At 73.0% G+C, this 15,062-nt stretch carries 12 protein-coding genes; 1 reads left to right on the top strand and 11 read right to left on the bottom strand.

Going from position 1 to position 15,062, the window contains the following annotated elements; all coding sequences use genetic code 11:
• Positions 1-6: 6 nt before the first annotated feature.
• The 11 genes from ACIQU6_RS23145 to ACIQU6_RS23095 form a co-directional block, all read right to left on the bottom strand.
• A complete protein-coding gene (locus tag ACIQU6_RS23145) occupies positions 7-2,910 on the bottom strand; it encodes an aminotransferase class III-fold pyridoxal phosphate-dependent enzyme (protein WP_403483565.1) in 2,904 nt (967 codons plus the stop codon).
• Between the two features lie 13 nt (positions 2,911-2,923).
• The gene (locus tag ACIQU6_RS23140; RefSeq protein ID WP_403483564.1) at positions 2,924-4,291 is read right to left on the bottom strand and encodes a beta-ketoacyl synthase N-terminal-like domain-containing protein; all 1,368 of its coding nucleotides are present in this window, start codon (positions 4,289-4,291) and stop codon (positions 2,924-2,926) included.
• Positions 4,281-5,558 carry a beta-ketoacyl-[acyl-carrier-protein] synthase family protein gene (locus ACIQU6_RS23135; protein WP_403483563.1) on the bottom strand — a complete coding sequence of 426 codons (1,278 nt, stop codon included), beginning with the start codon at positions 5,556-5,558 and terminating at the stop codon, positions 4,281-4,283. Before ACIQU6_RS23135 ends, ACIQU6_RS23140 begins: the two co-directional genes overlap by 11 nt.
• Entirely contained in the window at positions 5,555-6,748 is a 1,194-nt protein-coding gene (locus tag ACIQU6_RS23130) for a beta-ketoacyl synthase N-terminal-like domain-containing protein (protein ID WP_403483562.1), read from the bottom strand. Before ACIQU6_RS23130 ends, ACIQU6_RS23135 begins: the two co-directional genes overlap by 4 nt.
• Positions 6,749-6,756: 8 nt before the next feature.
• Positions 6,757-8,124 (bottom strand): beta-ketoacyl-[acyl-carrier-protein] synthase family protein, encoded by a 1,368-nt coding sequence (locus ACIQU6_RS23125; RefSeq protein WP_403483561.1) that lies wholly within the window; start codon positions 8,122-8,124, stop codon positions 6,757-6,759.
• A 61-nt stretch (positions 8,125-8,185) separates the two neighbouring features.
• Positions 8,186-8,764, bottom strand: a complete 579-nt coding sequence (locus ACIQU6_RS23120) for an acyl carrier protein (protein WP_403483560.1) — start codon at positions 8,762-8,764, stop codon at positions 8,186-8,188.
• 771 nt (positions 8,765-9,535) lie between these two features.
• Complete coding sequence (locus ACIQU6_RS23115; protein WP_403483559.1) at positions 9,536-10,762, bottom strand: NAD(P)/FAD-dependent oxidoreductase; 1,227 nt, start codon at positions 10,760-10,762, stop codon at positions 9,536-9,538.
• A gap of 5 nt (positions 10,763-10,767) precedes the next feature.
• A complete protein-coding gene (locus ACIQU6_RS23110; protein ID WP_403483558.1) occupies positions 10,768-10,959 on the bottom strand; it encodes a ferredoxin in 192 nt (63 codons plus the stop codon).
• A gap of 110 nt (positions 10,960-11,069) precedes the next feature.
• A complete protein-coding gene (locus ACIQU6_RS23105; protein ID WP_403483557.1) occupies positions 11,070-12,257 on the bottom strand; it encodes a cytochrome P450 in 1,188 nt (395 codons plus the stop codon).
• Between the two features lie 150 nt (positions 12,258-12,407).
• On the bottom strand, positions 12,408-13,052 hold the full coding sequence (locus ACIQU6_RS23100) for a TetR/AcrR family transcriptional regulator (protein WP_403483556.1): 645 nt from the start codon (positions 13,050-13,052) through the stop codon (positions 12,408-12,410).
• On the bottom strand, positions 13,049-14,074 hold the full coding sequence (locus ACIQU6_RS23095; protein WP_403483645.1) for a saccharopine dehydrogenase: 1,026 nt from the start codon (positions 14,072-14,074) through the stop codon (positions 13,049-13,051). Before ACIQU6_RS23095 ends, ACIQU6_RS23100 begins: the two co-directional genes overlap by 4 nt.
• 158 nt (positions 14,075-14,232) lie before the next feature.
• Between ACIQU6_RS23095 and ACIQU6_RS23090 the strand changes: the two genes are divergently transcribed.
• Complete coding sequence (locus ACIQU6_RS23090) at positions 14,233-14,883, top strand: 4'-phosphopantetheinyl transferase (protein ID WP_403483555.1); 651 nt, start codon at positions 14,233-14,235, stop codon at positions 14,881-14,883.
• The last annotated feature ends 179 nt before the right edge of the window (positions 14,884-15,062 follow it).

The raw sequence follows: 15,062 nt of genomic DNA, 5'->3' as shown, positions 1-15,062 counted from the left end.
CGGGGCTCAGACCGAGTGCGCGCTCTTGTAGTCGGCCAGCCGCAGCCCGTGGGCGTCGGCCAGGGCGGCGATGTCGATGACCTGCTGGCGGCTGATGTTCCCGTAGGAGTAGTGCCGGTCGATGCCGGCCAGGCCCATCAGCGCGGTCTCCGCCATGCACGCGAAGAGCTGGCCGGCCTCCAGGAACGCCCGCGCGGAGGGGTGCAGGCCCTCGCCGTTGGGCGTGGCGACGATGCCGCCGAGCATGTACGCCAGGTCGGGCCGCTGCTCGGCCAGGTCCGGCACCGCGTTGTTGGGCACCGCGATGTCACAGACCACCGCGTCCTGGGCGAAGTGCTCGCCGGTCAGGAACGGTTCGGGGCTGTTGGAGGCGCACAGCACCAACTGCGCCTCGCGGAGCGCGTCGGTGTCCTGGGCGACGGTCAGGAACGGGTCCGTGCCGTACCGCTCCTCCAGGTAGGCGGCGATCTCCTTGCCGCGGTCGGCGTCGCCCGCGCCCTCGGCGGACGCCCCGTCGGCCAGCCACTTGGCGATCAGCGGCTCCTCGGCGAGCCGGGCCGGGATGCCGGTCAGCTCGCCGCCGGCCGCGATCCGCGCCCAGCACTCCTGGTAGATGCCGTGCACGGTGTTGCGCAGGCGCCGCGCCGAGCCGTCCCGCCGGCTGCCCACCAGCACGATCTTGCCGAGCTTCTCGGCGAAGAGCTGGCTGTAGACGGAGGCGATGTTGCCGGCCGCGCCGACCACCGCCAGCGTGGCGTCGGCCACCTCGAAGCCCCGGTCGCGCGCGCCGCGTTCCATGGCCCGTACGCCCATCGCGACGGTCAGCGCGTTGCCCGACGTCAGCGCGATGCCGGGGACGTTGAGCGAGGTGCAGTTGTTGGTGACGATCGAGGTGTACATGCCGAGGCCGGCGACCTCGCAGCCGTCCGCGCGGGCCGCCTGCACCCGCTCCTCGACGTCCGCCCGGATTCCGGCCACGTCCCCGGACGCCAGGTAGCGGCCCATCTGCTCGGAGCCCACCATCAGCGGGTAGAGCGCGAACTCCACGGCGCTGCCCAGCGGCGAGTCGATCCGCACGGCCGGGTACGGCGCGGCCTTCTTGACCGGCTCCATGCCGAGGACGAAGGAGCGCAGCGCGGCGTCGCTGAGGTCGGCCAGTGCCGGGTCCACCTGCCGCAGATGGGCCGGGGTGATCAGGTGGTTGACGAACGCCACCTTGCGGACCGGGCCGGTGATGTCGCGCGGCGCACCCTGCTCGTAGCCCTCGATCGCGCCGCGGAAGTCGCGGATCTCGGCCCGCGGCTTGGGGATCGTCCGGTCGCTGGCCGGGTGGACCAGGTGCAGGGTGTCCTCGTAGCGCAGGATGCGGCAGAGCCGGTCCAGGGCGCCGCGCAGCCGCTCGATCTCCTGGTCGGTGAGGCGCGCGGACGGCTGGATGCGCAGCACGTTGCCGGCGCTGCCGGTCGGCGCGATCCGGATCCGTTCCTGGCGCAGCAGGTAGCCGGAGAGGAGGTAGCCCAGCGCGCCGGTGTAGGCGCTGCCGCGCAGCACCATCGAGCGGGCCTCGCCCTGTTCGCGCAGTTGGACGCCGAGGAAGAGGCCCTTGCCGCGGATGTCCTCGATGACGTCGGGGTAGGCCGACTTGAGGTCGGCGAGCATCTCCAGCAGCCGCTCGCCGCGCTCGGTGACCTGACGGTAGACCTGCCCGTCGTCGGCCTCCAGCATCTCGACGACCTTGCGGCCGATGGCCGAGGAGAAGTCGTCCATGGCAAACGTCGAGCTGTGGATCAGGTCGAACTCGCCCTGGTACAACGACCGTCGGACCAGCATCGCGGAGACCTTGGCCAGGCCGCCGCCCAGCGACTTGGACAGCGTGTAGTAGTCACCGCGCAGCCCGATCAGCGAGCTGGCCAGGAAGGCGCCGCAGCGGCCCATGCCGCTCTGCACCTCGTCGATGATCAGGGCGGTGCCGACCTTGTTGCAGAACAGCCGGATGGCGCGGCCCTGTTCGGCGGTGAGCGCGTGGATGCCGCCCTCGCCCTGCACCGGCTCGACCAGGAAGGCGGTGAGGGCCGGGAAGTCCCGCTCGACGATCCGTACCCGGCCGTCGGCCAGTTCGGCGTCGAGCAGCACCACTCGCTCGTCCTCGGCGATCCGGTCCAGCAGCTCGGGCCGGTCCATGGGGACGAAGCGGACCCGGGTGCCGAGGTTCTGGAACGGGGCGCGGAAGCCGGCGTTGTAGGTGAGCTGGACGCTGCCGACCAGCTTGCCGTGGAAGGACCGCTCCAGGGCCAGGAAGAGCGGCTTGGTGGCCAGCGCCGCCGCGTTGTGCGCGCCGACGGCGGCCAGCAGCGCCTCGACGCCGGCGGCCGGGGTGATCTGGCCCTGGAGGGCCGGGAGTTGGTAGGCGTCGGGGTCGACGGTGGCCGTCCCGCGGCGCAGCGCGTCGCCGGCGGCCTCCAGGTGGGCGCCGACCTCCTCGGCGAGCGCCGCCGCCCGGGTCACCCGGACCAGCTCGGCGTGCTTGACGGCCGCCTCGACGGCCTCGGCGCCGCTGTTGCCGAAGGTGGCCAGGTACGGCTCCTTGATGCCGGTCTCCCGGCGGACGACGTCGCTGAGCGCGGCGCCGAGCCGGCCGGCCTCGCCACGCAGCGAGAACTGGGCGTGCACGGGACGCTGCTGGTCCAGCAGTTCCTTGGCGTGCGCGACGATCTCGGGGTGGTTGTGGCCGAGGATCAGCGAGCCGTAGCCGCCCATCAGGTCCAGGACCGGCACCAACTCGCCCTGGTCATCGCGGTGGTAGAGGGTGTTGCCCTCGGCCCGCTCGTACTCGATGTCCAGTCCCAGGGCGGTGAACACCCGGCCCATCTGGGGCTGCACGTACTCGGTGAACGCGTGTGTTGCTGACATGGACTGCTGTCTCCTAGACGAGGTGCGGCCGCTCGGCGAGCAGGGCGCCCGCGAACCCGTTGAAACTGCTGTGCAGGCTGAGGACGGAGTCGATCCGCCGCTTCCGGGGCGCGCCGGTGACGAAGTCGGTGCCGCCGTCCGGCGGGGTCTTCAGGTGCGGGATCGGCGGCAGCTCACCGGCGGCGAACAGGCTGGGCGCCAGCGCCAGTTCGGCCAGCGGGCCGGCGGCGCCGAGGGTGCCGGTGACCGGCCGCAGGGAGCTGACCGGGACGCCGGAGTCCTTCAGCAGCGCGCGCAGCAGCTCGGTCTCGGCCGCGTCGTGGTGGACGGTGCCCTTGCCGTCGGCCAGGACCGCGCCGAGGCTCTCCGGCGTCACGCCGTGCGCGGCCATCAGACCGCGGGCGCTCTCGGCCAGCGCGGCCGGTCCGACGCCGCTGTCCACGGTCGGCCGCAGCGTCGCGCCCAACACCGTGACCAGGGCGCGGGCGCCGCGCGCCGCGGCGTCCCCGGCCCGCTCCAGGACCAGCGCGACGGCGCCCTCGGCGAGCACTGTGCCGTCCCGCCCGGCGTCGAAGCTGCGCAGCGAGGCGGCGCCGCGGCCGCCGGCGGTGAGGTTGCCGGCGCGGTACTGCGCGGCCAGCTTCAGCGGTTCGTTGAAGCTGCCGGCGCCGACCACCAGCGCGGTGTCGCAGTCCCCTTGGCGGAGGCTGAACGCGGCCCGCTGGAGGGCGCCGAGGGCCGCCCCGGCGTCCTGCACGAAGGCCGCGCAGTCGCCGCGGAACCGCTGGGCGATGCTGACCAGCGCCAGGGTGTTGTTGTTCAGCGCCCGGATGACGGTGAACGGGTTGAACGTGGCGGCGTTGCCGAACGCCTCGGCCACCACCCGGGTCAGGTCCGCGCCCATCCCCGGCGAGGTGTCGGTGCGGGCCTGGTCGAGCGCCTTGTGGAAGGCGGCGACGCTCAGTTCGGTGGAGTCGTCCTGGGCGACGTAGAGCCCGCGCCGCTCCTCGGGGATCTCCTGCCAGCCCTCGCCGGCCGCCCGCATGGCGTCCTCGGCGGCCAGCACCGCGTTGAAGGTGAACGCGGTGCCGAACTTCCGCAGCTTGTGGGGGACGCTGTCCCGGCTGGCCTGCTGGAGGTCGGCGGGCACGTGCCCGAAGTGGGTGATCTTCTTCGTCCGGACGTAGGGGTCCTGGTAGGGGACGAGCGCGGGCCGGCCCTCGCGCCAGGCCGTCCACAGGGCCTCGGGCCCGCGCCCGGTGGGCAGTACGGCGCCGATGCCGGTGACGACGATCGCGTCGGGGTCGAAGGCGCCGGGGTCGGGCGCACCGCGCCCGGCGCCGGGCCGGGTCTCGGTGCTCGAATCGATGTCAGTGCTCATAACCACGCACCACCAGACTGGCGTTGAGGCCGCCGAAGCCGAAGGAATTGCTCACCGCCACCGACACCTCCTGGTACCGCGCCTTCTCGGGCACGTAGTCCAGGTCGCAGGCCGGATCCGGGTTCTCCAGATTCAGCGTCGGGGGCACGATGCCGTCCCGTACGGACAGCACGGTGGCGATCAGCTCGGGCGCACCGGCGGCGGCGATCAGATGGCCCAGCATGGTCTTGTTGGCGGTGACCGCCAGCTTCCGGTAGTGCTCGCCGGCCGCGAACACGTCCTTGATCGCCCGGGTCTCGATCGGGTCGTTCAGGGGGGTGGAGGTGCCGTGCGCGTTGATGGAGTCCACGGCCTTTGGCGCCACCTCGCCGTCCGCCAGCGCCCGGCGCATCGCCAGCGCGGCGCCCTGGCCCTCCGGGTGCGGGGCGGTGACCTGGTAGGCGTCCAACGAGCTGCCGAAACCGGCCAGTTCGGCGTAGATCGTGGCGCCGCGCCGGCGGGCGCTCTCCTCGCTCTCCAGCACCAGCATGGCGGCGCCCTCGGCGGCCACCAGTCCGCTGCGGTCCCGGTCGAAGGCCCGGCACAGCCGGTCCCCGAACAACTCCGAGGTGGACGGGGCACCCAGCAGGTGCAGCCCAGTCATGGTCGGCAGGTTGAGCACCGAGTCGGCGCCGCCCACCAGCATCGCGTCCACCTCCCCGCGCCGGATCATCCGGAAGCCGTGGCCGATGGCGTGGGTGGCCCCGGCGCAGGCGGTGGAGAAGTTCAGCGCCGGGCCGCGCAGCCGATGGCGGGCGGCGATCCCGGCGGCCAGCGCGTCGTTGGTGCAGAACAGGCCGCTGGCGCGGTCCAGTTGGTCGCGCCGCTCGAAGAGCGTGCGCCAACTGGGCCGGCCGTCCGCCCCGATGGCGTGCAGCAGCTCGTAGGGGTCCCGCTCGGGCACGCCGGAGCCGACGGCGGTACCGATCCGGCCGACCGCGCCCGGGTCCGCGACGCCGGCGTCGGCCAGCGCCTGCGCGGCGGCGGCCAGCCCGAACCGGGTGCGCCGCTCCAGCGGCCCCGCCAGGCCCTCGTCGGCGCCGTACCGCGCGGCGAACGCCGCGTCGTCGACCGGCGCCGCGTAGCGCACCGGGAAGTCCGGGGCGCCGGGCAACTGCCAGGCGCGGATCGCCGAGCGGCCCGCGATCAGCCCCTCCCACATGGTCTCCCAGTCGAGCCCCAGTCCGCAGACGGCGCCCAGCCCGGTCACCACGACGCGGCGGCTCATTTCTCGGCTCCTTCCAGTACGACGGCGCCCACCTGGCCGCGTGCGCCACAGGCCAGCACCAGGGCCCGCGGCGCAGGCAGCGGCTCCTCGCGGACCGCGTCGCCGTCGGCGACCAGCCGCCGGCCGGTGGCCAGGCCGTGCAGCGCCAGCAGGGTGTGCGCCAGCGGGTGGGCGGGACCGAGCACCCCGGTGGCCCGCTCGGCGGTGAAGTGCGCGGGCCGGTCCGCGGCGCCGGCGAAGACCCGCTCCAACGCGGCCTCCTGGGCCCGTGCGGCGGTGTGCGTCCAGGCGGCGTCGGGCAGCACCCAGCCGATCCCGTCGGCGTCCGTGCCGGCCGTCTCCAGGGCCGCGTGGACGGCCTCGGCGAGCGCCTCGGCCCGGTCCTCCTCCCCGGCGCCGAAGGCCCGCCCGTAGCCGGCCAGCCGCGCCCCCGGGGCCGCGGCGGTCGCCCGGGGGCCGTCGGTGCCGGCGGGGTCGCCGTCGGCCCGTTCGGCGAGCAGGAAGGCCGCGCCCTCCCCGGGAACGGCCCCGTTCCACCCCAACTCCTCGTACTGGACGAAGAGCAGCGGATGCACCTTGGGGCTCACCGCCCCGATCAGCGCCGCCTCGTTCTCCCCCTCGGCGATCGACAGCGCCCCGTCGATCAGGGCCGTCAGGCCCGCGTCGGAGAACGGCGAGTACGCGGCCATCGCCCCGGTCAGCCCGAAGACCGCCGAGATGTGCGCGGCCGCGGTGCTGTTGAGGTGGGACAGCCCACTGAACGGCGGGACCTCCCGGCCGTAGAGGGCGGCCACCTCGGCCGGCGAACCGGCGGCCCGGTGCAGCCCTTCCAGCGCGCCGAACCGCAGCAACTCCTCGTCCACCGTGGGCAGTCCGAGGTAGAGCCCCCATCCGGGCCCGCCCACCGGACCGGCCTCCGCCGGGCCGGCCAGGGCCAACCGCGCCCCGTAGAGCGCCATCCGGGCCTGCTTCTCCGAGGTGCGCAGCACCCTGCGGTGCACCCCGAGGGTGGCCGCGTCCGGGTCGTCCACTAAATAGGCCGAGTCGAACTCCGGCCAGGGACCGGCGAGTTCCGCGACCGGCCGCCGGGTGTCCTTGCCGGCGACCAGGGCCTCCCACAGGTCGCCCGGGTCGGTGCCGGCCGCCGTGTAGAGGCCGGGCGCGGTCAGTCGCACGTCGTGTGTGGTCATGGCCGCGCTCACCCCGCCTGGGCCAGGATCAGGGAGCAGTTCTGGCCCCCGAAGCCGAAGGAGTTGGACAGCACCGTCCGCACCCGTGCCGGGCGCCGCTCGGTGACGACGTCCAGCCCGGCGGTGACCTCGTCGGGCTCGGCGAAGTTGAGCGTCGGCAGCAGCGTCTGGCGCTGCAGGCTGAGCACCGACAGCACCGCCTCGGCCGCCCCGCTGTTGGCCAACGAGTGCCCCATCGCGGACTTGTTGCCGGTGACCGGGACGTCCCCGACCCCCGCCCCGAAGACGGTGTGCAGGGCCGCCGCCTCACAGGTGTCGTTGGCCTCGGTCGAGGTGCCGTGGGCGTTGATGTGGTCGATGTCCTCGGGGGCGAGGCCCGCGTCGGTCAGCGCGGCCCGCATGCACACCGCGTAGTCCGAGCCGTCCCGCGAACTGGACGTCATCTTCCCGGCCTCGGTCACCCCGGCGTACCCGGCGACCCTGGCGAGGATGCGGGCGCCGCGTGCCTCGGCGTGCGCCCGGGACTCCAGGACGAGGAAGGCCGCGCCGTCCCCGATGACGAAGCCCGAACGGTCCTTGTCGAAGGGCCGGCTGAGTTCGCCGGGCTCCTTGCCCGCCGCCGGGGCGAGCGCGCCCACCCCGTAGAAGGCGGTGACCGAGGCCAGCGTGGTCAGCGTCTCCGCGCCGCCGGCCAGCGCCACGTCGAGCACGCCGCTGCGCAGATAGCGGTAGGCGCTGCCGATGGCCATGCCGCCGGCGGCACAGGCGTCCGCGCGGGTCTCCAGCACGCCGGTCGCGCCGAAGTAGTCGGCGAGCGCGGCGGTGGCGGTGTCCGGCTGGATCTTCTGGTGCCGGTGCGGGTCGAGCCCGCCGTCGGTGCCCGCGTCGTCGAGGCGGTCCAGGTAGCCGTCCAGGTCCAGGGCGCCGGCGTCGTGGTCCACGTGGGCGGCCAGCGCGGTGAGTTCGGCCGGCTCCATGACCATGCGGTTGCAGGCGAGGAAGACGCCGCCGCGCTCGGTCTCCAGCCGCCGCGGCAGTCCGCTGCGCTCCCACGCCTGGGCGGCGGCGTGCCAGGCCAGCACGCCGGCCGGCCCCAGCGGCCCGGCCTCCGCCGGCGCCGCCCCGGCCAGCTCCCGCTGGACCTCGGGGTCGAGGTGCGCCGAGACGGCGCAGGGGACGCCCCACTCCGAGTGGAGCGGGTGCTCACCGATGAGCGTGCGTCCTTCCGCGAGGTGCTCGAACAGCGCCTCCGGGTCGGTGAGTTGCCCGGCGACCAGACCGATCCCGGTCACCACGACCTCGTGTTCGGCCCCGTGGGCCACGGGCCCTGACCCGTTGGTCGGGAGTTCGGCCCCGTTGGTTGAGTGGGGTGTCACTTGCTTTCCTTTCGCACGACTCGCACGACGAGCGACGCCTTCCGCACCGGCCTCGCTGCGGTCAGCCGACGGGCTGGGCGTCCCCGACGGCGGCGAGCGCGGCCCGCACGCCCTCGGCCATCACCTCGTCACCGGTGGCCGCCTCCAGCGCGGCGCCGCAGCCGGCGCAGATCGCCTTGCCGGACGCCGCCAACTCGGCCTTGTCCGCGCCGCATTCGGTGCACTGCTCGGGCAGGTGGTCGAAGATCGCGTGGGTGAAGGCGGCCCAGTGCGCGCTGGTGGCCGCCGCGGCGACCTCGTGCGGGCGCTGGCCGGCGTGCACCTGTTCCACGGAGTAGCCGAAGGCGCTGCGGCGCAGCACGTCGGCGGCGAGCTCGGTGATCCCGCCGCGCTCGTCGTAGAGCCGCTCGGAGCCGCCGAGCGCGTTCGCGAGCTGGTCCAGGACATTCGACTTGGGCAGCGTCACGCCCAGCTTGGTCTCCATCTCGAAGCGGAATTCGACCAGGTCGAGGGATTCCGCGCCCAGGTCACCGACCAGGGTGGCGTCCGCGGTGATCTCGTCGACGCCGGTGCCCAGGACCTGGGCCAACCCCTCCCGCACGATGTCGTGGATCTGCTCGGCCGCATAGGGGTTCTGCATGGCTCTCTCCTTGTTTCTGAGCGCTTTCGACACCACCGTCGACCGGCCATGAAAATTCCCGGAAAACGGCAGCAGAAATTACTCGGCAGCGTGTTTTCACGCGCGTTCCACCGGCTTCGGAAAACGCGCAGCGCGATGAATGCGCGATACTAGGAGCCCGCTTGGCGAACCTTGGTGACGTCGCGCCGAGTTTCAGTCGACGAGCGCCACGGCAGGCTGCCGCACGGCAAAGGTGAATGAAAGGTATGTGGTGGTTTGCCCCGCTGGGCGTGACATGGCGTCGTCAACCCGACGCGCTAGGCCCGTGGCACAAGAGACTCGCCCCGTGGGCACAAGAGAAAGGGAACATTCCAGCTTAGGAATCCCCGAATTTAGACGCCTGCGTAGGCGCTACACATGGCCATCCCCCGTAGCAAATGATCCCCCGACACCTGCTTGCCAAGAACGAGCAGTCGTGGTCGGCGACCACTTCGTTGTGGCACACCCACAAAGCCCGTCCCGCCCCACTACTGGAGGCGCGACAAAAACGTTACCAGAGGCCCATACGAGCGTCACTCGTTTGTGCGATAGGTCACGTGACCCAGCGACGCAAGAAAGGGTTAACCACGAACGGTTCGCGGTAACGCGAAAATTAACGCGCAATTCACACGGGACTGGTCTCGCGAAAAACCCCAGGAAGGCGGCGGGTTACCGCGCGTAAACTCCGCGAGAGGTCCACTCGATTCCGGCCACGGCCGACACTTCCCGGCCACCCGCCCGACCGCGCCGCCCTCACCCGGCGACCTCCGCCCCCGCCGCCGGAAGCTCCCGCTCCGCCTGGAGCCGCCGCGCATATCCGGCCAACCGCTTCCCCAGGTTCACACTCACCGCACCGACCAACCGCCCGTCCCGATAGTGCGCCTCCACCACCTTCTCCGACCCCGGCTCCCCCTCCTCCACGACCACCCGGTCCCCGCTCCCCGGCAGCCCCACCGACTTGATCCGCAGCCCGAACGCCGACGTCCAGAACGACGGCACGTGCACATACGGCTCCGCTCCCGCCGGCCCCGCCAGCAGGTTCCGCCCCGCCAACTCCCCCTGCGCCGCCGCATTGCTCCAGTGCTCCAACGCCACCGGCCCGTCCGCCGACCGCACCGCATCGCACCGGGCCACGTCCCCGGCCACCACGATCCGCGGATCCGGCGCCACGGCCACCCCCGCCGCCCGCGCGAACAGCCGCTCGTCGCAGTGCACCCGCCCCGCCGGCAGCGCCAACCCGGACCCCAGCAACCACCCGGTCGCCGGCACCATCCCGATCGCCACCACCACCAACGCGGCCGGCAGCACACCCCCGTCGGCCAGCTCGACCCCGGCGACCCGACCCCGTTCCGCACGGAACCCCGTCACCCCGGCGCCCAGCCGCAACACGACCCCGGCCCGGCCCGCCGCGTCCGCCACCACGTCCGGCACCGTCCCGCCCAACACCCGCAACGGCCGCCCGAACGGCTCCACCAACGTCACCCGCACCCCGAGCCCCAGCCCGACCAGCGACGACGCCAACTCCACCCCGACGAACCCGGCCCCGACGACGACCACCTCACGGGCCCCGCCGTCCACCGCCGCGCGCAGCGCCCGGACGTCGTCCAGCCCCCGCACCGTCAGCACCCCGGCCGGCACCTCCCCTGGCCACTCCCGCGCCCGCGCCCCGGTCGCCACCACCAGCCCGTCGTACGGCAGCTCCGCCCCGTCGGCGAGCCGCACCCGGCGCCGCTCCCGGTCCAGCCCGACCGCCGCCGTCCCCCGCACCCAGCGGGCGCCGAAGTCCTCGGCGCCCGCCAGCCGGATGTCCGCCTCGGTGAGCGTCCCGGCCACCAACTGCTTGGTCAACGGCGGCCGGTCGTAGGGCAGTTCCGCCTCCTCCGACACCACCGTCAGCGCCCCGGTGAAGCCGCCGGCCCGCAGCGCCTCACCGGCCCGGACGCCCGCCAGCCCCGCGCCCACCACGACGACCTCGCGCACGGCCCTCAGGCCCCCTCGACCGAGATCGCCCGCACCGGACACGCCCGCACCGCGGCCGCCACCTTCCCCGCCAGCTCCGGCGCCGGGTCCGCCGCGACCACCAACTGCTCGTCGTCGTCCAGCGCGAAGACCTCGGGCGCCACCAGCGCGCACTGCCCCAGCCCGTCACACAGCTCGTAATCGACCTTGATCCGCATGCCTGCCTCCCCCAACTCCCCTATGGATCACGCCGTTGCGCGACGGGCATCGACCCGCCGCGCCCACCCGCGGCCGGCGGCGCACCACCGACCGCGGGGGCACTACGCCCTTACACCGTCTCCCGCGCGTACCGCAGCGGCAGCTCCGCCAGCCCCCGGATCGCGTCCGAGGCCAGCCACCGCACCTCCCCCGCCGGCACCCCCAACTCCAGCGTCGGGAACCGGTCCAGGATCTCGTTCAGCGCGATCGTCGCCTCCTGACGGGCCAGCCGCTGCCCCAGGCAGAAGTGCGGCCCCATCCCGAACGCCATGTGCTGCGCGGTGGCCCGCCCGATGTCGAAGGTGTGGCCGTCCGCCCGCACCTCCGCGTCCCGGTTGGCCGCGTTCAGCAGGAACCGCACCAACTCGCCCTTGCGGATGGTGACCCCGCCGGCCTCGAAGTCCTCAAGGGCCACCCGGTTGACCGTCGTCATCGCCGACCCGCGGAACCGCAGCGCCTCCTCGACCGCCGGACCCACCAGCGACCGGTCCGCGCGCAGCGAGGCCAACTGCTCCGGGTGCGTCAGCAGCTCGTGCAACGCGTTGGCCAGCAGGTTCGTCACCGTGTCGTGCCCGGCGATCAGCAGCACCGCGGCGAACGACGACAACTCCTCGTCCGTCAGCGCCCCGCCGTCCTCGAACCGCGCCGCGATCAACTCGCTCAGCAGGTCCTCCGTCGGCCGCTCCCGCTTCGCCCGGATCAGCCCGATGCAGTACGCGAAGAGCTCGCCCGCCGACGCCTGCATCGCCTCCAGCGACGGCGCCGCGGAGATGTCCATCGCCCACTTCCGGAACGGGTCCCGGTCCTCGCCCGGCACCCCCAGCAGATCGCAGATCACCTCCAGCGGCATCGGATAGGTGAACGCGTCGATGAAGTCCGCCGTCCCGCTGTCGCCCAGCTTCTCCAGCAACTGCCGGGTGATCTCCACGATGCGCGGCTCCAGCTGCCGCACCGCCTTGGACGCGAACGCCGCGCTCACCAGCCGCCGGTACCGGGCGTGCGCCGGATCGTCCTGCTCCAGCAGCATCACCTGGAGCCCCGGCACCAGCGCCCCGTGCGGCGCGTGCGCGTGCACGTCGTTGGAGAGCCGCGGATCGCTCAACAGCTCCCGGGTCAGCGCGGCCCCCAGCACCGTCCAGGTCTCCTGCTGGTTCAACTGCCGCGTACGGATGATCTCGTGGTCCGCGGCGAGCCGCTCCAGCTCCCGCTCCAGACCCGGCGTGGCCGCCAGCTCGGCCAGATCGATGACTTCGGACATGACGAACTCCCCCTAGAACTGCCATGACTGACGGGCGCCGGCCCCGCCCCGCGGCATCCCGCGACGGACGTGGGCCGACCGACCCCGAAGAGACCCGACCCCGGAGCCCTGATGTCCGGCGGCCGGCACTGCACGCGCCGGAACGACTCCTCAGTCCCGGAGCAAACCCACTGCCTGGCGGGCGAGTTGCTCGTCCAACGCACCCGACCGGCTCCCGGCGATCCCCGACCGCATCAGGGCCGCCCCCTCGACCAACGCCACGAACGTCTCGGCCCGCGCCCGGCAGAGGTCGGCCGACCACTCCGGCCGCCCCTGCTGCACGAAAGCCTCCACATAGGCGACGTACTTCCGGTAGAACTCCCGGACCACCGCGGCGATCTCCTCGTCCCGCGCCGCCAGCGCCCACACCTCGACGTACAGCCGAACCAGTTGCGGGTCCTCCTGCTCGGCCAGGACCACCGCCACCACCTCGGCGGCGTCCGCCCGGCTCCCCTCCGTCACCTCGATGACCGAGGGGTCCGCCGGGTCCAACCGCAGCCCGGTCGTCTCCGCCAGCCGCTCCAGCGAACGGTCCAACGCCCGCTCCAGCACGGCCTTTATCAGGTCCGCCCGGGTCGGGAAGTAGTGCTGCAGATGCCCGACCCGGACACCCGCCTCACCGGCGATGGCCCGCAGCGACGCGTCCGCATTGCCCTTGGCGACCAGCACGGACTCGGCGGCATCCAGCAGACTCGTCCGCCGCAGGCTGCCCTGCCGGGTCAAGTGCGGCTTGCCGCCGTCCCTCTCCTCGCTCATGACACCGTGACCTCGACCCCGGCCTTCTCCAGCTCGGCCAGCACGTCCTGCGGCGCCGGCGTCATCTCCGGGAACACCACCCCGCGCGGCGCCTCGGTCCCGTCCGTCCCGAGCACCCGGCGCAGCCCCAACAGCCCGCCCAGGGCGGTGAGATGGGCCTGTCCCGCGGCGTCCTTGACCATCGCGGTCCGGCGCTCCCCGCCCCGCCCGAGGACCTCGATCCGCAGCAGCGCGCTACCGCCCTCGCCCGGCGAGTACAACATCGACCGGCGAGTCTTCTCGAACTTCTCGCCCCGCCCCCACCGGAAGAACCCGGTCTTCTTCAACGCCAGCAGCGACGACGTCGACGAGTTGGCGCTGAACCCGATCCGCGTGATGGCGGTGTCCACCCCCAACACCAACGGCAGCGTGAACTGCTCCGGCGTGTCGAGCCGCGCCACCTTCGTCCGGTACCCGCCGATGTCCACGAACCCGGCGTCGCTCAACGGCATGATCGACCGCCGCTCGCCGTCCTCCACGACCTCGTAGTCCAGCCCCAGCCGGTCCATGAACTCCACCGAGTCCGTCCCGGCCCGGTCCTTCAGGTCGTACCGGATCGCGATCTGCACCCCGGCCGCCCCGCCCAGCTCGGCCGCCAGCGCCGCGGTGACCAGCGTGGTCACCCCGCCCATCCAGCTCGACGACAACAGCACCGGCGCCTTCGGCGGATGGACCGCGGCGATCGCGACGGCCCGCTGCAACCGCGCCGTCCACCGCGTGATGTCCACATACGGCACCCCGCCCCGGAGGGCGGCCAGCAACACCCGGTCGTCCGGGTCGTTCACCGTACTGATCACGGCCCGGACCTTCGCCGAGAACGGCTCCGGATCGCTGAGGTCCCAGCGCCGCACCTCCGCCCCGACCTCATCGGCCAACGCCCGCCCGCGCTCGGGCGTGCGCCCGGTCAACAGCAAGGGCCAGGAGGGGGCGGCGAGCCGGGTCAGTTCGCCGCCGACGGTCCCATAACCGCCGACCACGAGCACCGGACCATTCACATCGAGCTGCAGGTCATCGTCCACACCCCAGACACTAGGTCACGCGACCTAGATTCACAACGGCCGTCGTTGTCGTCCCCGTCACATAGAGTCGTCAGCCCACGGACCGTCTACTACCGCGCCCCACCGAGGAGTTGAGCCACCGCATGCTCATCGAGCACGTCCTCCCCCCGCACGCCGTCGGCGAGGACGCCCTCGGTGACCCACCGCCCACCGCCCCCACCGGCCTCTTCCCGGAGGAGGAACGCGCGATCGCCTACGCCGGCGACAAGCGCCGCCGCGAGTTCGTCACCGCCCGCCAGTGCGCCCACCGCGCCCTGGCCCGCCTGGGCCTCCCGCCGGCCCCGCTCCTCCCCGGCCCGACCGGCGCCCCCGCCTGGCCCCCCGGCATCACCGGCAGCATCACCCACTGCGACGGCTACCGCGCCGCCGCCGTGACCCGCACCACCGACCTCCCCCACCTCGGCATCGACGCCGAACCCCACGCCCCTCTACCCCCCACCGTCCGCGAGGGCATCACCACCCCCACCGAACGCCACCACCTCCAGCACCTCACCACCACCCACCCCGACATCGCCTGGGACCGCCTCCTCTTCAGCGCCAAGGAGTCGGTCTACAAGACCTACGCCCCCCTCGCCCCCCGCCCCCTCGACTTCGACGACGCCGAAATCACCTTCGCCCCCACCACCCACACCTTCACCGCCCGCCTCCAACTCCCCCACCACCCCACCCTCTTCGGCAACTGGCACACCACCCCCACCCTCCTCCTCACCTCAGCCTCCCTCCCCACCCCCTGACCACCCACCCCTACAACGCAAAAAGAGCCCCGCCCCCAAACCCGGGAACGAGGCTCCAACCACAACCACAACGCAAAGAAGCCCCGCTCCCCGAGTAAAACTCGGAGAACGAGGCTTCTTTCAAAAGGAGTTCGGCGGCGTCCTACTCTCCCACAGGGTCCCCCCTGCAGTACCATCGG

Source organism: Streptomyces sp. NPDC090442 (genome assembly GCF_044769405.1).
Classification (GTDB): Bacteria; Actinomycetota; Actinomycetes; order Streptomycetales; family Streptomycetaceae; genus Streptomyces.
This window is presented reverse-complemented; position numbering and strand designations above follow the sequence as displayed.